The sequence below is a fragment of the Qipengyuania sp. SM2512 genome, assembly GCF_054954005.1.
This window is the reverse complement of record NZ_CM143134.1, coordinates 1,475,331-1,495,378: the sequence shown is the minus strand read 5'-3', so window position 1 is coordinate 1,495,378 and position 20,048 is coordinate 1,475,331. Positions and strand designations below refer to the sequence as shown.

At 67.6% G+C, this 20,048-nt stretch carries 16 protein-coding genes; 6 read left to right on the top strand and 10 right to left on the bottom strand.

Features of this window, described 5'->3' with window-relative positions:
* Positions 1-26 precede the first annotated feature (26 nt).
* The 6 genes from metK to hisS form a co-directional block, all read right to left on the bottom strand.
* Complete coding sequence (metK, locus tag ACQ5J0_RS07520) at positions 27-1,238, bottom strand: methionine adenosyltransferase (RefSeq protein WP_462569956.1); 1,212 nt, start codon at positions 1,236-1,238, stop codon at positions 27-29.
* A gap of 42 nt (positions 1,239-1,280) precedes the next feature.
* On the bottom strand, positions 1,281-2,861 hold the full coding sequence (gene lnt, locus ACQ5J0_RS07515) for an apolipoprotein N-acyltransferase (RefSeq protein WP_462569955.1): 1,581 nt from the start codon (positions 2,859-2,861) through the stop codon (positions 1,281-1,283).
* A gap of 29 nt (positions 2,862-2,890) precedes the next feature.
* Positions 2,891-3,751, bottom strand: a complete 861-nt coding sequence (locus ACQ5J0_RS07510) for a DUF4167 domain-containing protein (protein WP_462569954.1) — start codon at positions 3,749-3,751, stop codon at positions 2,891-2,893.
* Positions 3,752-3,986: 235 nt separating this feature from the next.
* Complete coding sequence (gene prmC / locus ACQ5J0_RS07505; protein WP_462569953.1) at positions 3,987-4,832, bottom strand: peptide chain release factor N(5)-glutamine methyltransferase; 846 nt, start codon at positions 4,830-4,832, stop codon at positions 3,987-3,989.
* Positions 4,829-5,896, bottom strand: a complete 1,068-nt coding sequence (gene prfA / locus ACQ5J0_RS07500) for a peptide chain release factor 1 (RefSeq protein WP_462569952.1) — start codon at positions 5,894-5,896, stop codon at positions 4,829-4,831. The genes prmC and prfA overlap by 4 nt, the downstream gene beginning before the upstream one ends.
* A gap of 633 nt (positions 5,897-6,529) precedes the next feature.
* Entirely contained in the window at positions 6,530-7,777 is a 1,248-nt protein-coding gene (gene hisS, locus ACQ5J0_RS07495; protein ID WP_462569951.1) for a histidine--tRNA ligase, read from the bottom strand.
* A gap of 207 nt (positions 7,778-7,984) precedes the next feature.
* On the opposite strand from hisS, the gene ppa reads away from it, so the two are divergent.
* Positions 7,985-8,542, top strand: coding sequence for an inorganic diphosphatase (gene ppa, locus ACQ5J0_RS07490; RefSeq protein ID WP_462569950.1), 558 nt, complete (start codon positions 7,985-7,987; stop codon positions 8,540-8,542).
* 12 nt (positions 8,543-8,554) lie between these two features.
* Here the strand turns inward: ppa and ACQ5J0_RS07485 are convergent, their stop codons facing one another.
* From ACQ5J0_RS07485 to ACQ5J0_RS07475, 3 genes are all read right to left on the bottom strand, one after another.
* Positions 8,555-9,979: a mechanosensitive ion channel family protein gene (locus ACQ5J0_RS07485; RefSeq protein WP_462569949.1), complete on the bottom strand. Its 1,425-nt coding sequence runs from the start codon at positions 9,977-9,979 to the stop codon at positions 8,555-8,557.
* Positions 9,976-11,322, bottom strand: a complete 1,347-nt coding sequence (locus tag ACQ5J0_RS07480; RefSeq protein WP_462569947.1) for a TldD/PmbA family protein — start codon at positions 11,320-11,322, stop codon at positions 9,976-9,978. Before ACQ5J0_RS07480 ends, ACQ5J0_RS07485 begins: the two co-directional genes overlap by 4 nt.
* A gap of 94 nt (positions 11,323-11,416) precedes the next feature.
* On the bottom strand, positions 11,417-11,809 hold the full coding sequence (locus tag ACQ5J0_RS07475; RefSeq protein ID WP_462569946.1) for a hypothetical protein: 393 nt from the start codon (positions 11,807-11,809) through the stop codon (positions 11,417-11,419).
* A 209-nt stretch (positions 11,810-12,018) separates the two neighbouring features.
* On the opposite strand from ACQ5J0_RS07475, the gene lptB reads away from it, so the two are divergent.
* The 5 genes from lptB (at position 12,019) to ACQ5J0_RS07450 (ending at position 18,496) form a co-directional block, all read left to right on the top strand.
* Positions 12,019-12,825, top strand: coding sequence for an LPS export ABC transporter ATP-binding protein (gene lptB, locus ACQ5J0_RS07470; protein ID WP_462569945.1), 807 nt, complete (start codon positions 12,019-12,021; stop codon positions 12,823-12,825).
* Positions 12,826-12,860: 35 nt separating this feature from the next.
* On the top strand, positions 12,861-14,357 hold the full coding sequence (rpoN, locus tag ACQ5J0_RS07465; RefSeq protein WP_462569944.1) for an RNA polymerase factor sigma-54: 1,497 nt from the start codon (positions 12,861-12,863) through the stop codon (positions 14,355-14,357).
* Between the two features lie 209 nt (positions 14,358-14,566).
* Positions 14,567-15,262, top strand: coding sequence for a response regulator transcription factor CtrA (gene ctrA, locus ACQ5J0_RS07460; RefSeq protein WP_454597757.1), 696 nt, complete (start codon positions 14,567-14,569; stop codon positions 15,260-15,262).
* Between the two features lie 254 nt (positions 15,263-15,516).
* Positions 15,517-16,218, top strand: a complete 702-nt coding sequence (gene trmB / locus ACQ5J0_RS07455) for a tRNA (guanine(46)-N(7))-methyltransferase TrmB (RefSeq protein WP_462569943.1) — start codon at positions 15,517-15,519, stop codon at positions 16,216-16,218.
* Between the two features lie 106 nt (positions 16,219-16,324).
* Positions 16,325-18,496: a prolyl oligopeptidase family serine peptidase gene (locus ACQ5J0_RS07450; RefSeq protein ID WP_462569942.1), complete on the top strand. Its 2,172-nt coding sequence runs from the start codon at positions 16,325-16,327 to the stop codon at positions 18,494-18,496.
* Between the two features lie 110 nt (positions 18,497-18,606).
* Here ACQ5J0_RS07450 and ACQ5J0_RS07445 read toward each other — a convergent pair whose 3' ends face one another.
* Positions 18,607-20,037: an efflux transporter outer membrane subunit gene (locus ACQ5J0_RS07445; protein ID WP_462569941.1), complete on the bottom strand. Its 1,431-nt coding sequence runs from the start codon at positions 20,035-20,037 to the stop codon at positions 18,607-18,609.
* Between the last annotated feature and the right edge of the window lie 11 nt (positions 20,038-20,048).

Below are 20,048 nucleotides of genomic sequence, written 5' to 3'. Positions count from 1 at the left end.
CCGACCTAGAGGCCGGGGCGGCCGCGTCAGGACTTCACCGCAGCCTTCAGCGCCTCGACCAGATCGGTCCGCTCCCACGGGAACAGATCGCCTTCGGGGGTGCGCCCAAAATGACCATAGGCCGCGCTCTGGCGGTAGATCGGCTTGTTGAGCCCCAGATGCGTACGGATCCCGCGCGGGGTCAGCCCGCCCAGCGTCTCGAGCGAGCGGATCGCGTCCTCGAGCGCGGGCTCGTCCACCGTGCCGGTGCCATGGGTGTCGACATAGAGCGACAGCGGCTGCGACACGCCGATGGCGTAGGACAGCTGGATCGTGCAGCGCGTCGCGAGCCCGGCGGCGACGATGTTCTTGGCCAGATAGCGGGTGATATAGGCCGCCGAGCGATCGACCTTGGTCGGATCCTTGCCGCTGAAGGCGCCGCCGCCATGCGGCGCGGCGCCGCCATAGGTGTCGACGATGATCTTGCGCCCGGTCAGCCCGGCGTCGCCATCGGGGCCGCCGATCTCGAAGGCGCCGGTGGGGTTGATGTGCCAGACGGTTTCGTCGCTCAGCCAGCCCTTGGGGAGGATTTCGCCCACCACGCGCTTCACGTAAGCTTTGAGTTCGGCTTCCTTGTCGCCCTCGTGATAACCCTTGGCGTGCTGAGTCGAGACCACCACCGCAGTGCAGGCGACGGGTTTGCCGTTGCGATAGCGCAGCGTCAGCTGGCTCTTGGAATCGGGCTCGAGGAAGGCAGCCTCGCCGCTCTTGCGATCGCGCGCGAGGCGGTGGAGGATCTTGTGGCTGTAGTCGAGCGGGGCCGGCATCAGATCCGGAGTCTCGTCGCAGGCGAAGCCAAACATGATCCCCTGGTCGCCCGCGCCCTCGTCCTTGTTGCCGCTGGCATCGACGCCTTGCGCGATCTCGCTCGACTGGCCGTGGAGCCGGTTCTCCAGCACCAGAGTTTCCCAGTGGAACCCGTCCTGGACGTAGCCAATCTCGCGCACGGTCTCGCGCACCACCCGCTCTATCTCATCGCGGGCGCCTTCAACCCAGTCGCCATTTTCGAACACGCCGCGGCAACGGATTTCGCCCGCCAGCACCACGCGCTGAGTGGTCGTCAAAGTCTCGCAGGCGATCCGCGCTTCGGAATCCTTGGACAATAGCAGATCGACCACGGCGTCGGAGATCTGGTCGGAAACCTTGTCGGGATGGCCTTCCGAGACGCTCTCGGAGGTGAAGAGAAAATCACTGCGCATTGAATTCTCGATATAAGGAAAGCTTTATGTCTGGCTTCCCACCTAGCCCCGCCGCCGCCGCGTCGCAACCAGCCAGATCAGGAAAAAGCCCAGCGCCCAGATTGCCGTCAGCCAGTGGTCCAGGCGCGCGAAGGGCGTTGCGGACAGGGCTTGCGGCACCTGGGTGTCGATCCGGTCGGCGCGGTTCATGCCGATATGGCTGCGCACCACGCCCCGGGCGTCGATCACCGCGCTGATCCCGGTCGTGGTCGAGCGCAGCACCGGCAGCCCCTCCTCGATTGCGCGCATCCGCGCCTGCGCGAGGTGCTGCGGCGGGCCCCAGAAGCCGAACCAGCCGTCGTTGGAGGGATTGAAAATATAGTCGGGGCGGTTCGCCGGATCGACCGTCTCGCCCGAGAACACGATCTCGTAGCAGATCTGCATCCCCGCCTCGCCCCAGGCGCCGAGGTCGACGGTCTGCGCGCCGGGACCGGGAATGAAATCGAGCGTCCCCGCCACCAGCCGGGTCAGGCCCAGCGGCTCGAGCAGCCCGCGCATTGGCAGATATTCGCCGCCGGGCACCAGATGGGCCTTGGCGTAAGAGCCGACGATGGCGCCCTCTTCGTCGATCGCGGTGATCGAATTGTAGGCGCCGAGGGCGCGCGGATAACCGGGCTGCTCCTCGCCGATCTCGAGATCGACCGCCCCGGTCAGCAACAGCGAATCGGGCCCGATCACCCGCGCGATCCGGCGGCGCGAGAGCAGCGGATCGCCGCCCGCGGTCATGCGGTCGTAATAGCGCTGCGGATAACCGGGTTCGAGATAGTCGGGGACTGCGCTTTCAGGCCACAGCACCAGCCGCTGCGCGAAGCTGCGCTCCGGGCGGCTGAGCCGCGCCAGCCGCAGAAACTGTTCTTCGTATTTGCTGGCGTCGTTCATCTCTTCCTGCCGCAAATCGGGCTGGACCAGCGTCAGCGCCAGAGGTCCAGGCCGGGCGGCGGGTTGCGGGAGATACATCGCCAGGACGGCAGCCAGAGCGGCCCCGCCCAGCGGCAACCACTTGCGCGTCGCCACCAGCCATAGCGCCAGCCCCGCGAGCAGGATGACCAGCCCCGATAGCGCGTAGGTTCCGGTGTAGGGTAAAAGCAGGGCGATTCCGGGCCGCTCGTAGGGTCCCAGCAGCATCAGTGACAGCGGCCCCCAGGCATAACCGGAGAACACCCAGCTTCTCAGCCATTCTCCCAAAATCCAGGCCGCAGCGAGCAACAGCGTGAAAGGGAGGGCGCCAGGTCTGCGGGCCAGCGCTTTTGCAACACCTGCAGCGAGCGCGGGATAGATGGCGAGATAGAGCGAGAGCAGCGGCACCGCGACCCAGCCGAGCGCCGCGGGCATCTCCGCCTGATGGGTGAAGGCGGTGGCTATCCAGTTGTTGGTAAGAGAGAAATGCGCGACGCCGAACAGCCAGCCGCGCATCGTCGCCTCGCGCCAGCCCTGCGCGCCGAGCAGCAGCCATACCAGCCCCGCCACTCCGGCGATCCCGACTGGCCAGAGGCCCAGGGGCGGATAGCCCAGCGCCGCGAGGACGCCGCACAGCAGCGCAGTCCAGCGCGGGTGTTCGCTCGAGATGCGGACGATCCGCTCCATCGCCCTGCCGGTCTTGCGAGGCGCCGGGCCTAGCCCGCCACGCTCAGCTTGGTGCTGCTGCCGTCGGCCGCCGGTTTGCGGCGGCGGCGCGGAGCCGGCTTGTCTTCGGACGAGGTGTCATCCTCGGCCGAGAAGGACGGCGGGAGCGCCGCGGCGTCGATTTCGCCGCCGCCAGTCTTGGCATCAGCCTTGGCCCCGGCCTCCGCTTCGGCAGCGGCTTCGGGCTTGCGGCGACGCGCAACGCGCTTCTTCGTGCGCTCGGCCTGCTCTTCCTTCTCGTCGCGGGAGAAGGGGTTGTCGTCCGCTTCATAGCGGTCGCCTTCATTGCCCTCGCTGGGGCTGCGGCCGTCGCGATCATTGTCGTTGCGATCGTCGCGATCGTTGTCGTTGCCGTCGCTGTTGCCGCGATCGCCGTCGTTGCGGTCCCGGCCGGAGCGCGGCGAACCGTCCTGATCGTCCCTGCGGGCCCGCGGGCGGCGAGGATTGCTGGCGGCATTGCCGCCCGCGGTGTTGCGGCGGCGGTTGTCGTTCTCGCTCTCGGAATCGTCGCTGTCGTTGTCGCTGTCGTCCGACTGGCTGCGCTCTTCGGAGCGCTTGCCGCGCGCCTCGTCCATACGCGCCTTGTTGTCGGCGATAACGCGGAAATAGTGATCGGCGAACTGGAGGTAATACTCCGCCTGGACGCGGTCGTCGTTATGCTGGGCGTCCTGGGCCAGCTTCTTGTACTTGTCGAGCATCTGCGGCGCGTTGCCGCGCGCGCGATTGTCGATCCGGTTGGACTGGTTGCCGCCGCCACCGCCGCCACCGCCCTGGCCGCGGTTGGGACTGTTGTTGCGACCGCGGCGCCGATTGTTGTTGTTGTTGCGGTTGGTGTTGTGATTGCTGTTCAAGGGTATCCGTCCTCAATTGTGGCGCGGCGCGAACCCCCGGGTTCGCCTATGGCCGCATGCCCCCTCGCGCACTTGCCCCGGGGCAAGCCGCCTGCTCCTTTCTCATGCATGGTATGCGGGGCCTGAACCTCGCACCAGAACTGCAATTTAGGAGCTTGGACCACCGGGACGGACATGCCGCGCTCCGGAGGTCTGGTCAGAGAGGTAAGGACTGCAGTCGGCTTTGCCAAGCCTTTTATGTCAACAACAGGGCGCGGGGTCGGTCGGCGAGATCGCGGTGGAGCGCAGCGGCGAATCCGGCGGCACCGGCAAGCTCCCCCACCGCAGCGGCCTGGCCCGAACCGATTTCGAGAATCGCGGGCGCTCCCGGGGCCAGCAACCCGCGCAGAGCGGGGATCAGCACGCGGTAATCGTCGAGCCCTTCCGCGCCGGCGAACAGCGCAAGCGCCGGTTCGTGGTCGCGGACCGAAGGCGCGAGTTCGGCATCCTCCTCGACATAGGGCGGGTTGCACAGCAGGAGATCGAAGTTGCCGAGACCCTCGGCCCAGCGCTCCTGGCGCCAGTCGGCCAGCCGCATCGCGGCCCTGTCGCCCATCCCCAGCGCCGCAGCGTTCTCCTGAGCGACCGCGAGCGCGGCTTCGCTCGCATCGATGCCGAGGCCCTCGGCCCCGGGCCACAGCGACAGCGCGGCGAGCAGCAGCGCGCCCGTGCCGGTGCCGAGATCGAGGATCCGCACAGGCTGCGGGCGATCCGCGAACCATTCGCGCGCCGCCTCGATCAGCGTCTCGCTGTCGCCGCGCGGGATCAGCGCGTCGCGGGTGACCTTGAGATCGAGCCCGTAGAATTCCTGCCGCCCGAGGATATGCGCCACCGGCTCGTGGCGCGCGCGGCGTTCGACCAGCGCTGCGAAACCCATCGGCGCAGGATCGCGCATATGGCGCAGCAGCAGGTCGGAGCGGGTGACCCCGAGCGCGTGGGCCATCAGCAGTTCGGCATCGAGCCGCGCGGTGTCCGAACCCGCCGCCAGTCCCTCGGCGGCACCGCGGATCGCCTCGCCCACGCTGGCCCCCTCTTGGTTCACTCGCTCATCGCCGCCAGCCGCTTGGCCTCGTCCTCGCCGATCAGCGCATCGATCAACTCGCCCAGACCCGGCCCGGCGATGATCTCGGGCAGCTTGTGCAGCGTCAGCCCGATCCGGTGATCGGTGACGCGGCCTTGCGGGTAATTATAGGTGCGGATGCGCTCGGAGCGGTCGCCGCTGCCGACCATCGCCTTGCGCGCCTCGGCCTCGGCCCCCTGCGTCGCCTCGCGCTGCGCCTCGTAGAGCCGCGCGCGCAGTACCTGCAGCGCCTTTTCCTTGTTCTTGTGCTGGCTGCGCCCGTCCTGGCAGGTGACGACGGTGCCGGTGGGAAGGTGGGTGATGCGGATCGCCGAATCGGTAGTATTGACGTGCTGCCCGCCCGCCCCGCTGGCGCGGTATGTGTCGATCTTGAGGTCCTTGTCTTCGAGATGGACATCGACCTCGTCGGCCTCGGGGAGCACCGCGACGGTCGCCGCCGAGGTGTGGATCCGCCCGCCGCTCTCGGTCTCGGGGACGCGCTGGACGCGGTGGACCCCGCTCTCGAACTTGAGCTTGGCGAAGACGCCGGTGCCCGCGACATTGGCGACGATTTCCTTGAACCCGCCGACCTCGCTGGCGCTCATGCTGACCGGCTCGACCTTCCAGCCGTTCTCGGCGGCGTAGCGCTCGTACATGCGGTAGAGGTCCCCCGCGAACAGCGCCGCCTCGTCGCCGCCGGTGCCGGCGCGGATCTCGAGCATGGCGGGCTTGGCATCGGCGGAATCGCGCGGCAGCATGGCGAGCGCCAGCTCGCGCTCGGCCTCGGGCAGCCGGGCGCGGATCGCCTCGAGTTCCTCTTCCGCCATCGCCTTCATCTCGGGATCTTCCAGCATGGCCTGCAGCCCGGCGATCTCCTCGCGCGCGGCGCGGACCTCGGCGGCGACCCGGGCGATCGGCTCGAGCTCGGCGTAGTCGCGGCTGGCGGCGACGAATTCATCGCCCGCCAGTGTCCCCGAGGCGAGCCGCGCCTCGATCTCGGCCAGGCGGCGACCGATCTGGTCGAGCCGTTCGGCGGGGATACTCATGCGCGGGGAGCCCGATGAGGGTAACACAGGGTGACAGCGGTCTCACCCGCATCCAACAGTGCCGGAGACTTGTAAAACAGGAACATAGGCGGGATTTTCATGGGTGTGGGTGACACATTGGGGGGTAGGAACTCCTGCACCAGCAAGCGCGGGCCGAACCGATGGACCGAAGAGCCGTCCGGTTCGGCATGCCAAAACTGCGGCCTATAGGAAAGGTCTTTCACCGCCTTCCGCATCATCCCCGGCCCTCGAGCGGGGATCCCGCTACCTTCGGTGCTGGGACGCAAGAAGCTGGGCCCGCGGACCAAGCCCGCGATGACAAGCGGGTTGGGCTGGAGAGGGATAGCAAAATGCGCATGAGGTGGGTGGCGTCGGGAAGCGCCCAACTCCGCCAACCCGTCATGCTGAACTCGTTTCAGCATCCAGCTTGCCCAACGCTCGGTTGGTGCGGGAGGAGAGATGGACCCTGAAACGAGTTCAGGTGACGGGTGGAAAGGAAGCGCCTCGTTCGCCCCTTTCGTCATCCCGGCCCCCGAGCCGGGATCCCGCTGCCTTCGGCGCTGCGCCCAGCGAAGCTGGACCCCGGATCAAGTCCGGTATGACGGTTGAAGGTTCAGGGTGACGCTCGAAAGCTCAAGCCGGCGGCCTGCCGATCGCCGCGAGGATCCGGGCGTCGTCGCCCTCGCCCGACATGCCGTGATAGCCGCGCTCGTCGACGCGCAGAATATGCTGCGGATTTTGCTTTACCGCTTTGTCGTAGCGCTTCTTCGGCGAGCCGGTCGCCATGATATCGGCGCTCACGCCGCTATTGCGCAGCCGCGAGAGCAGCTCGATTGCCGCCGCCATCCCAGCGTCGTTCTCGACCAGCACCATGGCTTCGAGAAGGTCTGGCGCCCTTTCCCCCACCAGCATCGCCAGCCGCTCGATCCCCGCGGCCCAGCCCACCGCGGGCGTCGCCGGGCCGCCGAGGCTTTCCATCAGCCCGTCGTAGCGCCCGCCGCCCAGAACCGTGCTCTGGCTGCCCAGCGCCGCTGCCGCCGCCGAGCCTGCGTCGGGGACGAATTCGAAGGCGGTGTGACGGTAATAGTCGAGCCCGCGGACCAGCGACGCGCTTCGCTTATAATTCACACCTGCAGCTCGAAGCCCATCGGTGACGTCGTCGAAAAATTCAGATGCGGCAATCGACAGGAAGTCGTCAATCCGGGGCGCATTTGCAGCTATAGTCTGGTCTCGTGGGTCCTTACTGTCGAGGATACGCAACGGATTCCGATCCAATCGATCCTGGCTGTCTTCTGACAAATCGCTGCGATAGCGGTCAAAATATTGAACCAGCGCGGCGCGCCAGGCGTCGCGGCTGTCGGCATCGCCGAGCGTGTTGAGCTGGAGCGTAACGCCGGCGATCCCGAGCTCGCGCAGCAGCTGGTCGGCCATCGCCAGCAGCTCGACATCGGCCTGCGGCTCGCCCGCGCCGACGATCTCGGCGTCGATCTGGTGGAACTGGCGGTAGCGGCCCTTCTGCGGGCGCTCGTAGCGGAACAGCGGGCCGTGGGTCGCGAGCTTGAGCGGGGCGTGCTGCTGCCAGCCGTTGGTGAGGTAGGCGCGCGCGATCCCGGCGGTGAATTCGGGGCGCAGCGTGAGCGAATCGCCGCCGCGGTCCTCGAAGGAATACATCTCCTTGGAAACGATATCGGTGGTCTCGCCGATCGAGCGGGCGAAGACCTCGGTCTTCTCGAACACCGGCATCTCGGCGCGGCGGAAGCGGTAGAGCTTGCGGACACGCTCGAAGGTCTCGGTCACGAAGGCGAAGGCTTCGGCGTCGGGCCCGAAGATGTCCTGCGTGCCGCGGATCGCCTGAGGAGTATTGGAAGATGTTTTCGCCATGGCGCGCGATTAGGCGGCGATTGGTTCTTTCGCAATCCCGCTGCGCCCGCTAGAGGCGCGGCGATTCAGCAGCCATGTCGGCTGGGGGGCGGCTCCGGCCCACTCCCCCCTCCCAATCATCCGAAATGGCCAGCCACCCGAGACGGTCCCGGTCGTGCGATCGGGTCGCCAGGCGGGCGGGCGGGCCGGTACCGAGCGAGCAGAACCATGCGTATCGACAAGATTTCCACCGGCGACAACGTGCCCGACAGCCTCAATGTTATCATCGAGGTGCCGACCGGCGGCGAGCCGGTGAAATACGAATTCGACAAGGATTCTGGCGCGCTGTTCGTCGACCGCATCCTCCATACGCCGATGCGCTACCCCGCCAATTACGGCTTCGTGCCGCACACTCTCTCGCCCGATGGCGATCCGCTCGACGCGCTGGTGATCGCGCGCAGCCCCTTCATCCCCGGCTGCGTGGTGCGAGCCCGGCCGATCGGTGTGCTCCACCTCGAGGACGAGCATGGCGGCGACGAGAAGCTGATCTGCGTGCCGGTCGACACCACCTTCCCCTATTACACCGATGTCGCCGAAACCAAGGACCTGCCCTCGATCATCTTCGAGCAGATCGAGCACTTCTTCACCCACTACAAGGATCTCGAGAAAGAGAAGTGGGTTCGGGTCGGCAAATGGGGCGATGCCGCCGAAGCCAAGCGGATCGTGCTGGAATCGATCCAGCGCGAGAAGGATGCCAAGACTGCGCAGGCCGGCAGCGAGAGCTGACCGGGCAGGCGGTTATTCGACCGGGCGGGAGGAATCCAGCAGGTCCGTCTCGCCCGCTCCCGCCGCGCGTTCGGCCTCGACCATCTGCGCGACCTCGTCTGCGGGGCGCAGATCCTCGTGGGGCAGCGCCGGCGCGGCGGCGGGTTCGCTCGCGGGGCCGGACGCCGGCGAGCGGCGCGGCTGTGCGGGACGCTCGGCGGCGTTGATGTTCTCGAACGGCACCGTGGCGGAGCGCGGGTCGAGGCGCAGCCGGTAAATCGGCTCGGGCAGTGCGAAGCCGCCTGCCTCCAGCGCCTGCTTGACCGCGGGGATCGCCTGGCTCTGGGTCTTGAACCAGTCGCTTTCGTTCTGGTCGATCCAGCCCAGGAAGCGGATCACCACATTCGATTCGCCGACCTCGACGATCCGCCCCTCGGGCGGCGGGTCCTCGAGCACGAAGGGCAGTGCCGCCAGCGTGTCGCGGCCCAGGATCCGCGCCGCGCTGGCATCGTCGTCGGCATCGACCCCGAGATCGAACTGGAACCGGCGCTGCGGGTTGCGGGTGAAATTGGTGATCACCGCCTTGAACACCTGCGCATTGGGAATGCGCAGATGGTTGCCGTCGAGCGTCATCAGCACGGTGGCGCGGCTGGTCAGGCGGATCACGCGGCCCTCGAGATCGTCGATCATCACCCATTCGTTGGCGCGAAACGGCTGGCGCAGGCTGAGCATCAGCGAGGCGACGTAATTCTCGATCGTGTCGCGCATCGCGAAACCCAGCGCGATGCCGATCACGCCCGCGCCGCCCAGCACCGCACCCATCAGCGTCCCCGCGCCGATCATGTCGAGCGCGACCACGATGCCGAGCACCACCGCGGCGAAGCGGATCGCGCTGGCGATCAGCTCGGCAAGAAAGGAATTGGGGGTGACCCGGCGCCACAGCGCGGTGAATCCCGCCAGCAGATAGCCGAGCGCGACGATCGCCAGCGCGACCCCGACCGCAATGGCGAATAGCGGAAGCAGGCCGGCCAGATCGTCGATCCGCTCGCCGATTCCCGCCAGTCCGTCCAGCGAGGCGCCGACCGAAACATCGCGCTCGATCGCATTCTCGACCGTCACCACACCCGAGACGCGTCCGGCGATCGCTTCGGCGCGGGCGATGTCCTCCTGCGTCGGGACCGTCCCCGAAAGCGCCACCACGCCCTGGCTGGCGGCGACATCGACGCCCGCGAAGGCGGGGAGTTCGCGAAAGATGCCGCGAATCCGCGACGCGATCCGTGCATCCGAGCCGCTGTCCTGCGTGTCCTCGATCGTCTGCGGCGGCGCGGAGGCCTCGGCGGCGGGGGTCGCAGGGGTCTCCAGCGTGGGCAGCATCGCCCAGGCCGGGTTTGCCGCCAGCAGCAGCAGCAGCGGCGCGAACAGCCGCGCGGGCAGCAGCTTCGGCAGGCGGCGGATCATCCGCCTGCCACCGTCATCCCGTCCACGCGCAGCGTCGGCACGTTGACCGAATGGATCATCTCGAGGTCATCCGCAGCCACCAGCGCGCGGAACATGGCGAGCAGATTGCCGGCGATGGTGATCTCGGCCACCGGCCCGGCGATTTCGCCATCGATGATCCGGAATCCGTTGGCGCCGCGGCTATAGTCGCCGGTAACCATGTTGACGCCTTGCCCGAAGACGCTGGTGATCAGCACTCCGTCGGCGATGTCGGCGATCAGCTCGCCGCGCGTGAGCTTGCCGGGTTCGAGATGGATATTGCTCGCCGAGACGCCGGGCGAGCCGCCCCCGCCGCGCGCGGCGTGGCCGCTGAGCGGCGCGCCGAGCTGGCTCGCGGAGGCCGAATTGGTCAGCCAGCCGAAGATCCACCCGTTCTCGACCAGCGCGCGCGGCACGGTGGGCAGGCCCTCGCCGTCGAAGGGGCGCGAACGCAGGCCCCGCAGGCGATGCGGCTCCTCGAGGATGCGTATCGCCGGATCGAACAGCTCGTCGTGCTCTTTGCCCAGCAGAAAGCTCGATTTGCGCGCCACGGAGGGCCCGCTCATCGCGCCCAGCAGATGGCCGATCAGTCCGCCGCCGACTCGCGGATCGAACACCACCGGGAGCGGCCCGCTGGGCATCGAGACCGGGTCGAGCTTGGCAACGGCGCGCCGCCCGGCCTCGGCGCCGATTTCGGCAGGTGCGGGCAGATCGGCGCGGTGGCGCGCGCTGCGATAGTCGTAATCGGTCTGCATCCGGCTGCCTTCGCCCCCGATCACGCTGGCGGAGAGGCTGTGCCCGGTGGCTTCGTAACCGCGCGCGAAGCCGTGCGAGGTGACCAGCGCGGCGACCGAATGCGAGAAGCCGGCGCTGCCGCCGTTGGAATTGGTGACCCCCGAGATCGCGCGCGCGGCATCCTCGGCCTCGAGCGCGGCTTCGCGCAGGGCCTCGGGGCTCGGCTCGTGGGGGTCTCGCAGATCGAGATCGGGGGTCTCGCCAGCAAACAGGCGATCCTCGGGTGCGAGGCCGGAGTAGGGGTCCTCGGGCGCCAGCCTTGCCATCGCCAGCGCGCGCTCGGCCAGTTCCGCGAAGCTGCCGGGCGAGAAATCGCTGGTGTTGATCGAGGCCGAGCGCTGCCCGACGAAAACCCGCAACCCGATCGACTCGCTCTCGGAGCGCTCGACCTCCTCGAGCTTGCCGAGCCGGATCGAGACGCTTTCGGACGCCTGGGCGCTTGTCATCGCATCGGCGGCATCGGCGCCCAGTCGGCGCGCGGTTTCGACTAGATCGGCGCAGCGCGCGATCGCGGTTGCGGCGTCGATCATGGGGTGGGAATTCCGGAACCTGTCATGCCGGTCCGGGTAGGTCGCCGCGCCGCGCTTGGCAATTGCGGGCGCGTTCAGCCCGCAGGGGGCACGGTCAGAAGACCGCCTTGAACGCCGCGGTCATCGCCACCGGCAGGCCGATCGCCAGCACCCACAGCGCGATCTGGTCGCGGCGGAACGCGCCGGAAAGCTGCGGATCGTGAGCATCGGCATCGCCGAGATTGATCCAGCGCCGCTCGAACCAGCGGCAGGCCGGGATGATCGCGGCGACGAGCACCACCAGCGCGAGATAGGGCAGGATCGAGGAGACCCCGGCCTTGAGCGCATTGACGGTCATGAAGATCTGCAGACCGGTGTAGACGATCAGCGCCAGCGCGACATTGTCGCTCATGGACTTGCGCCAGTCGCGCGCGTGTTCCGCCTGCTGGCCGGTGGTATGCGCGCGGACCTTGGGGTCCTCTGCGCGGTTCTCGATCGCCCTGTTCATCGTGCGACTCCCATTTTTTCCTGTCCCGCCGGGATTTATTCCAGAATTGCGGGCGCGGCGCAAGTTGTGGTGCCGCGCCCTGCCCCGTTCCGACACGATCTTGCGCGCGCGGTCGGGCGGCGCTGTCCGCAGGGTCGCTTTCCTGCCAAACGCGCCGCCCGCACGACCAGCGGGGTTTTCACCCCCGCCTGCCATGCTAAAGCTGTCCCATGGCCGCCGACACCGCCCCCCCCGCCCTGGAGCCCGACCACCTCGCCGAGGAGGCCGCGGTCGAGGCCGCACCGCCGCTGCCGAATGGCGGGCTCGAGGTGGTCTCGATCGCCAAGAGCTACGACAAGACCGTCGTGCTGTCGGATATCTCGCTGACCGTCGCCAAGGGCGAGGTGCTGGGCCTGCTTGGCCCCAACGGCGCGGGCAAGACCACCTGCTTCTATTCGATCATGGGCCTGGTGCGCCCCGATGCCGGGCGCATCCTGATGGATGGCGAGGACGTCACCAGGCTGCCGATGTACCGCCGCGCGATTCTGGGGCTGGGCTATCTGCCGCAGGAAACCAGCATCTTTCGCGGGATGACGGTCGAACAGAACATCGCCTGCGTGCTCGAGATGGTCGAGCCGGACAAATCCGTGCGCCAGCAGGAGCTCGAGCGGCTGCTCGACGAATTCGGGCTGGCCCGGCTCCGCTCCAGCCCCGCCATGGCGCTGTCGGGGGGCGAGCGGCGCCGCTGCGAGATCGCGCGGGCGCTGGCTGCCAAGCCGTCGATCATGCTGCTCGACGAGCCCTTCGCCGGGATCGATCCGCTGTCGATCAACGACATCCGCGATCTGATCAAGGACCTCAAGACCCGCGGGATCGGCGTGCTGATCACCGATCACAACGTGCGCGAGACGCTCGAGATCGTCGATCGCGCCTGCATCATCTACGGCGGGCAGGTGCTGTTCGCGGGCACCCCCGAGGCGCTGGTCGCCGACGAGAACGTGCGGCGGCTCTATCTGGGCGAGGGCTTCACCTTGTGAGCGCTTCATCGCCCCTTGAGCTTTAGGGCGCGGCCATGGCGTTGAGCCCGCGTCTCGATCTGCGCCAGACGCAATCGCTGGTGATGACGCCGCAATTGCAGCAGGCGATCAAGCTGCTGGCGCTGTCAAATCTGGAAATCGAGACTTTTATCGGCGAGGCGCTGGAGAGCAATCCGCTGCTCGATATCGGCGAGACCAGCCACGAGCGCGGCGATTCCGACGGTAGGGGCGATAACGGCGACGGGGGCGACGGCCCCGCCGAACCGAGCGAACACGGCAGCGACGGCGGCTTCGACGGCACCGAAGCACTCGATATCGCGCCGGGCGCGCTCGACCCCGATGCCGGGCCCGGCGACCCGGGCGATCAGGGCGACTGGGGCCGCGCGGCCAGCTCGGGCGGAATGTCCGAGGAAGGCCCGCCCGATCTCGAGAACCGCGCCAATGGCGACCCCACGCTGGCCGAATATCTCGCCGACCAGATCGGCGCGGCCGCGCATGACGAGCGCGAGGCCTTCGTCGCGGCGCGGCTGATCGGCGAGATCGACGAGGCCGGCTATTTCACCGGCGATCTCTTCGCGCTCGCCGAAGAACTGGGCATCGCGCCGGCAGAGGTCGAGCGCGCGCTCGAACTGATCCAAACGCTCGACCCGACGGGGGTCGGCGCGCGCACCCTGAGCGAATGTCTTGCGCTGCAGGCGCGCGAGGCGGATCGCTACGACCCCTGCATGGCGCGGCTGATCGACAATCTCGATCTTGTCGCGGCAGGCGAATTCGCCCGGCTCAAGCGGATGTGCGAGGTGGACGACGAGGATTTCGCCGACATGCTGGCCGAGCTTCGCAGCTACGACCCCAAGCCGGGCTGCCGCTTCGGCGGCGCGGCGCAGTCCTCGGTGGTGCCCGATGTGCTGATCGCTCCGGACGGCGCCGACGGCTGGACGATCCGGATCAACGAGGCGAGCCTGCCGCGGCTGGTGGTGAACCGCGAGTATTTCCTCGAATTGAAGGGCGGCGCGCGCGACAAGCGCTCGCAGTCCTGGCTCAACGAGCAATTGTCCGAGGCCGACTGGCTGATCCGTGCGCTCGACCAGCGGCAGAAGACCATTCTCAAGACCGCCGCCGAAATCGTGAAGCGCCAGGAAGGCTTCTTCCGCCGCGGGGTCTCGGCGATGAAGCCGCTGACCCTGCGCGAAGTGGCCGAGGTGATCGAAATGCACGAGAGCACGGTCAGCCGGGTGACCAGCAACAAATATCTCTCCTGCCCGCGCGGCACTTTCGAGCTGAAATATTTCTTCTCCAGCGGAGTCGCGGCGGCCGACGGCGAAGGCGCGTCCTCCGAGGCGATCAAGGCCCGCATCCGCGCGCTGTGCGACGGCGAGGACAGCAAATCGGTGCTTTCCGACCAGAAGCTGGTCGATCTGCTCAAGGCCGAGGGCTTCGACCTTGCGCGCCGCACGGTGGCCAAATACCGCGAGGCGATCGGCATCGGTTCGAGCGCGCAGCGCCGCCGCGCCAAGAAGCTGGCAAATTACTAGATGCACGCCGGTCCAGGGCGCCGCCGCGCCCGATCGCCTGCCTTCAAACCGCCTGCTTGCCGGGATAGAAGCAGTGCGAACGATACAGAAAAGTTAACGCGTTTTACCCCTCGTTAACCTTTTCCGTTCAGAGCTTGTGTGGTTAATGAGGCGCAACACACCTTACCGCCAGGTTGCGAAATCTTTGGGGCCAAGCCGGGGGACCACCCATGCGTGTATTGCTGATCGAAGACGAACCCACGACCGCCAAGGCGATCGAACTGATGCTCACCACCGAGGGGTTCAACGTCTATCAGACCGATCTGGGCGAAGAAGGCCTCGATCTGGGCAAGCTGTATGATTACGACATCATCCTGCTCGATCTCAACCTGCCCGACATGCATGGTTACGATGTGCTCAAGAAACTGCGCGTCGCTAAGGTGCAGACGCCCGTCCTGATCCTGTCGGGTGTCGCCGAGATGGATTCCAAGATCCGCAGCTTCGGCTTCGGCGCCGACGATTACGTCACCAAGCCGTTCCACCGCGAGGAACTGGTCGCCCGCATCCACGCCGTGGTGCGCCGCTCCAAGGGCCATTCCCAGTCGGTCATCCGCACCGGCAAGCTGGCGGTGAACCTCGATGCCAAGACCGTCGAGGTCGATGGCGCGCGGGTCCATCTGACCGGCAAGGAATATGCGATGCTCGAGCTGCTGAGCTTGCGCAAGGGCACCACGCTGACCAAGGAAATGTTCCTCAACCACCTCTATGGCGGGATGGACGAACCCGAACTCAAGATCATCGACGTGTTCATCTGCAAGCTGCGCAAGAAGCTGAGCCATGCCTGCGCCGGCGAGAACTACATCGAGACCGTCTGGGGCCGCGGCTATGTGCTGCGCGATCCCGACGAGGAGGCCGAAGCGGCCTGATCCGCCGCGCCACCGAATTTACATCGTCGCCTGGACGAGAACAGACGCCCGGAGCCGCAAGGTCCCGGGCGTTGCCCGTTGTGCCGGGCTGCCGTGCCCGGGCATGGATGGCGTCGTCGCTGCGCTCCTCGCCATGACGAGGCGGGGAGTGCGAGGGCTGCCCCTCCTTCGTCATTGCGAGCGAAGCGAAGCAATCCATGGTGCAACCCAGCCTCACTGGACGGCCCCGCCCCGACCCAGCTAGGGGGCGCGGCATGACGGCATTCAAGGAAGGCGACCCGACCACGTTGAAGCGGCTCTACGGCCGTTCGATCGGCAAGCCGCTGCGCACCCACCAGCAGAGTCTGGTCGACAATCTGCTCCCCCGGATCGCGGTGCCCGAGGAAGGACCGGTGACCGCCGAGCGCCTGTTCGGCGCGGATCGGCCGCTGCATTTCGAGATCGGCTTCGGCGGCGGCGAGCATCTCGCCTACCGCGCCGACCTGCTCCCCGACCACGGCTTCATCGGCGCCGAGCCCTATATGAACGGGGTGGCGCAGGCGCTGGCGCAGATCGACGAGCAGAAGATCGGCAACATCCGGCTCCACGCCGGCAATGCACTGGAAGTACTCGAGCGGGTCCCCGATGGCGCGCTGACCATGCTCTACCTGCTCCACCCCGATCCCTGGCCCAAGAACAAACACGCCAAGCGCCGGATGATGAACGACGGCCCGGTGCAGATGATCGCCGATAAGCTGAAGCCCGGCGGCGAGTTCCGTTTCGGCACCGATCACGCGATCTATCTGCGCCACGCGCTGATGGTGATGCGGCGCTTCAGCGATGTGTTCGAATGGGTGACCGACGGGCCGACCAGCTGGCAGCAGCGGCCCTCGGGCTGGCCCGAGACCCGCTACGAGAAAAAGGCCCGCAACGTCTTCGAGCACGAGGTGTGGTACTTCCGCTTTCGTAGGCGCTGAGACGGGGTTCTCGCGCCGGGAAGCCGGACAAACGGGTTTCCCTTGCGCGGCGAGGCGAGCGAAGGCACGATCCGCGCGGATCATTTCGGAAGGGATCGAAACAGTCATGAGCATGAGTTCGCGGATCGCGATCGGGGTCGCCCTCGCCCTGGCCGCACAGCCCACCCTCGCGCAGGAAACCCCCACCCCCATGGCCGACGACGCCGCAGCTTCCGAGCCCTTCGAGGGCGAAAACGACCCCTTCATCTGGCTCGAGGAGGCGCGCAGCGTCCCCGCGCTGTCCTGGGTGCGTTCCGAGAACACGCGGGTCGACCAGACGCTGGGCGCCGATCCGCGCTTCGCCGCGCTCAAGACCGAAGCGCTCGCCATTCTCGATAGCGAGGACCGCATCCCCTATGTCGGCTTCACCCCCTACGGGCTGGTCAATTTCTGGCAGGACGCGAACAATCCCAAGGGACTGCTGCGGCTGACCACGCTCGAGAGCTACCGCACCGACAGCCCGCAATGGGAGACGGTGCTCGATATCGACCAGCTCGCGCGCGACGAAGGTCGCGAGTGGGTGTATCACGGGATGAGCTGCCTGCCTCCCGAAGGGCGGCGCTGCATGGTCGGCCTTTCCGACGGCGGCAAGGATGCCGACGAACTGCGCGAATTCGACATGGAAAGCCGCAGCTTCGTGGAAGACGGGTTCTTCCTCGCCGAAAGCCAGGGCGGTGTCAGCTGGATCGACGAGAACACGCTGCTCGTCAGCCGCGATTTCGGCGCGGGCACGCTGACCGAGAGCCTCTATCCCTTCACCACCCGCGAATGGACTCGCGGCACCCCGATCGAGGATGCCCCCGAGGTGTTCCGCGGCGAGGCCTCTGACGTGTCGGCGGGCGCGATCCTGCTGCGCGATGCCAGCGGCACGATCCAGGCGCGCGCCGCCTATCGCGGGCTCTCGTTCCACGAACGCGCCTATTACCTGCAGCGCGGCGCGGAATGGGTGCGGCTCGACATGCCCGAGAAATCCGGCCTGTTCGGGATCGTCGACGGGCATATCCTGTTCAGCACCGATGTCCCTTGGACCACCGGCGGCACCACCTATCCCGCGGACTCCATCGTTGCCGCCGAGCTGGAAGCGTGGAAGGCCGATCCCAACGGCGCGGCCAAGTCGCTGGTCTGGGCGCCGGGCGAACGCCAGACCAAGCAGGGCGCGTCGATCACCGCCAATTCGATGTTCGTCAACCTGCTCGACAATGTGCGCGGTCAGGTGCTGCGGTTCGATTATCAGGATGGCGAATGGGTGAGCCGGCGCGTGGCGCTGCCCGATAATGCCACCGTGGGTGTCGCCGCCTCCGCCGACGACAGCGACGAGATCATGTATTCGGTCACCGACTTTCTGACCCCCAGCACGCTCTATTATTCGGACGGCAGCTCGGCGCCCGAGGTGCTCAAGACCAGCCCGGCGCGGTTCGACGGCGAAGGCATGGAGGTCGAGCAGTTCGAGGCGGTCAGCAAGGACGGCACGCGGATCCCCTATTTCCTCGTCAAGCCCAGGGGCATGGTGATGGACGGGACCACCGCGACGCTATTGTCCGGCTATGGCGGCTTCCAGGTCCCGCGCCTGCCCGGCTATCTGGGCACCACCGGCAAGCTGTGGCTCGAGCGCGGCGGCGCCTATGTGCTGGGCAATATGCGCGGCGGCGGCGAGTTCGGGCCCGAGTGGCACCAGACCGCGATCCGCGAGAACAAGCAGCGCACCTGGGACGATTTCATCGCCATCGCCGACGATCTGGTCGCGCGCGGGATCACCAGCCCCGAGCATCTCGGCATCCAGGGCGGCAGCCAGGGCGGTCTGCTGGTCGGCACCGCCTTCACCCAGCGCCCCGACCTGTTCAACGCCGCGATCGTCCAGATCCCGCTGTTCGACATGCTGCGCTATCACGAGATCGGCCGCGGCGCGTCGTGGATCGGCGAATATGGCGATCCGCGGATCGCCGAGCAGCGCGGCTGGATCGAACCCTATACGCCCTATCAGAAGCTGACCGCCGAGACCGACTTTCCCACGCCCTTCTTCATCACCAGCACCGCCGACGACCGGACGCATCCCGCCCACGGCCGCAAGGCGGCGGCGCGGATGAACCAGATGGGTCAGGCCTATTACTATTACGAGGACATGACCGGGGGCCATTCGGGCGGGGTCGACAACGACCAGCGCGCCAAGCTGCTCGCGCTGCAGAATGTCTATCTGATGCAGCAGCTCATGGATGACGACGGCGGCTACGACGAGGAATAGGCCGGTCTCGCATCAGAACCGGACCGCGACGAACAAGACCACCGTTATCACGAACCCCATTGCGCCGGAGCCGAAAGCGTCGCGGTTCCGGATCCACCAGTCCCGCCTTTTCATGCCGGATCCTCCGCCTGCGCGCTCCAGCCGCCGCCCAGGGCACGAAACAGGGCAATCTGGCGCTGCGAGACGATGGCGTCCTGCTGGGCGAGGTCCGCCTGCGTTTCGGCCAGCGTGCGTTCGGCATCGAGCGTCTGGAGCGAATCGACCAGCCCCTCGCGGTTCTGCGCCCGGACGATGCGCGCGGCGCGCGATGCCGATGCCAGCGCCCGATCGAGTTCGCGCCGCCGCTCCAGCGCCCGGGCATAATCCGACAGCGCGGTTTCCGTCTCCTGGAGCGCCGTTAGGATCGCACCGTCGAAGGCGGCGAGCGATTCCGCCGCATCCGCGTTCGCCGCATCGATCCTGGCGTAGACGGGCTCGCGATTGGGAAATGCCCAGTCGACCAGCGGGCCCAGCAGGAAGCCAAGCGGGTTGCCGGAAAACAGATTGCCGACGCTCGAGGCGGCCGTGCCGATCGAGCCGCCCAGCACGACACGCGGATAGAGATCGGCGCGCGCCACACCGATCCGGGCCGCATCGGCCATCACCCGGCGCTCCGCCGCGCGCACGTCGGGGCGGCGGGCGAGCAATTGCGCGCCGTCGCCGACCGGGATCGGGACCGCGATCTCGAGCGGAACCGTCCGCTCGCCGGTGATGGGAGGGAGCTGCGCAGGGGTTCGCCCCGTCAAGGTGGCCAGCGCGAAGAGCGCGGCGCTGCGATCGGCCGCGATGGCCGGGATCGTCGCGGCGCGCTGATCGCGCAGGGTCTCGATGCGGGCGACGGCAAGCCCGTCGGTCATCCCGGCATCGTGGCGAAGCCGGGTGAGGCGCAGGCTGTCGTCCAGCAGGGCGACGATCGACTCGGCGACCCGCAGGCGCGCCGCGGCGCTGGCCGCATCGGCATAGGCCAGCGTCGTATCGGCCACCACCATCACCCGCACGGCGTCGGCATCGGCGCGCGCGGCGGCCTCGTCGTTCGCTGCCGCCTCGATGCCGCCGCTGACCCGGCCGAACAGATCGACTTCATAGGCCAGATCCGCTCCGAGCGAGAACGAGCCGCCGCTTCGGTCCGCTCCGGGCAAGGTCTGGTCTGCGGGCGTGCGGCCGTATCCGCCCGATGCGCTGAGGCCGACCCGGGGCAGGCGATCCGATCCGGCACCCCGCAGGGCAGCGCGCGCGCGGTCGATCCGCGCCACCGCCTGGCGGATATCCGTGTTGGCGACGAGCGCGTCCGCGACGAGCCCGTCGAGCACCGGATCGCGGTACAGCCGCCACCAGTTCTCGGGAAGCGGGTTGGCGGTGACCACACCCGCTTGTGCGGAAGAAAAGGGGCCGGAACGCGCGTCGAGCGACGGGGGAGAGGACGAGACGCGATCCGGCCCCGCCGCGCACCCCATCAGGGCGAGCGCGGTAGCGGCGGAGATCAAGAAATTGCGGGGGATCATGGAAATGGCTC

Coding starts and splice junctions, on each gene's coding strand:
- hisS (WP_462569951.1), bottom strand. CDS start 7,777: ATGGCGAAAACATCTTCCAATACTCCTCAGGCGATCCGCGGCACGCAG.
- lptB (WP_462569945.1), top strand. CDS start 12,019: ATGGCCGCCGACACCGCCCCCCCCGCCCTGGAGCCCGACCACCTCGCC.
- rpoN (WP_462569944.1), top strand. CDS start 12,861: ATGGCGTTGAGCCCGCGTCTCGATCTGCGCCAGACGCAATCGCTGGTG.
- ACQ5J0_RS07475 (WP_462569946.1), bottom strand. CDS start 11,809: ATGAACAGGGCGATCGAGAACCGCGCAGAGGACCCCAAGGTCCGCGCG.
- ACQ5J0_RS07485 (WP_462569949.1), bottom strand. CDS start 9,979: ATGATCCGCCGCCTGCCGAAGCTGCTGCCCGCGCGGCTGTTCGCGCCG.
- lnt (WP_462569955.1), bottom strand. CDS start 2,861: ATGGAGCGGATCGTCCGCATCTCGAGCGAACACCCGCGCTGGACTGCG.
- ACQ5J0_RS07480 (WP_462569947.1), bottom strand. CDS start 11,322: ATGATCGACGCCGCAACCGCGATCGCGCGCTGCGCCGATCTAGTCGAA.
- ppa (WP_462569950.1), top strand. CDS start 7,985: ATGCGTATCGACAAGATTTCCACCGGCGACAACGTGCCCGACAGCCTC.
- ACQ5J0_RS07445 (WP_462569941.1), bottom strand. CDS start 20,037: ATGATCCCCCGCAATTTCTTGATCTCCGCCGCTACCGCGCTCGCCCTG.
- trmB (WP_462569943.1), top strand. CDS start 15,517: ATGACGGCATTCAAGGAAGGCGACCCGACCACGTTGAAGCGGCTCTAC.
- ctrA (WP_454597757.1), top strand. CDS start 14,567: ATGCGTGTATTGCTGATCGAAGACGAACCCACGACCGCCAAGGCGATC.
- prfA (WP_462569952.1), bottom strand. CDS start 5,896: ATGAGTATCCCCGCCGAACGGCTCGACCAGATCGGTCGCCGCCTGGCC.
- ACQ5J0_RS07450 (WP_462569942.1), top strand. CDS start 16,325: ATGAGCATGAGTTCGCGGATCGCGATCGGGGTCGCCCTCGCCCTGGCC.
- metK (WP_462569956.1), bottom strand. CDS start 1,238: ATGCGCAGTGATTTTCTCTTCACCTCCGAGAGCGTCTCGGAAGGCCAT.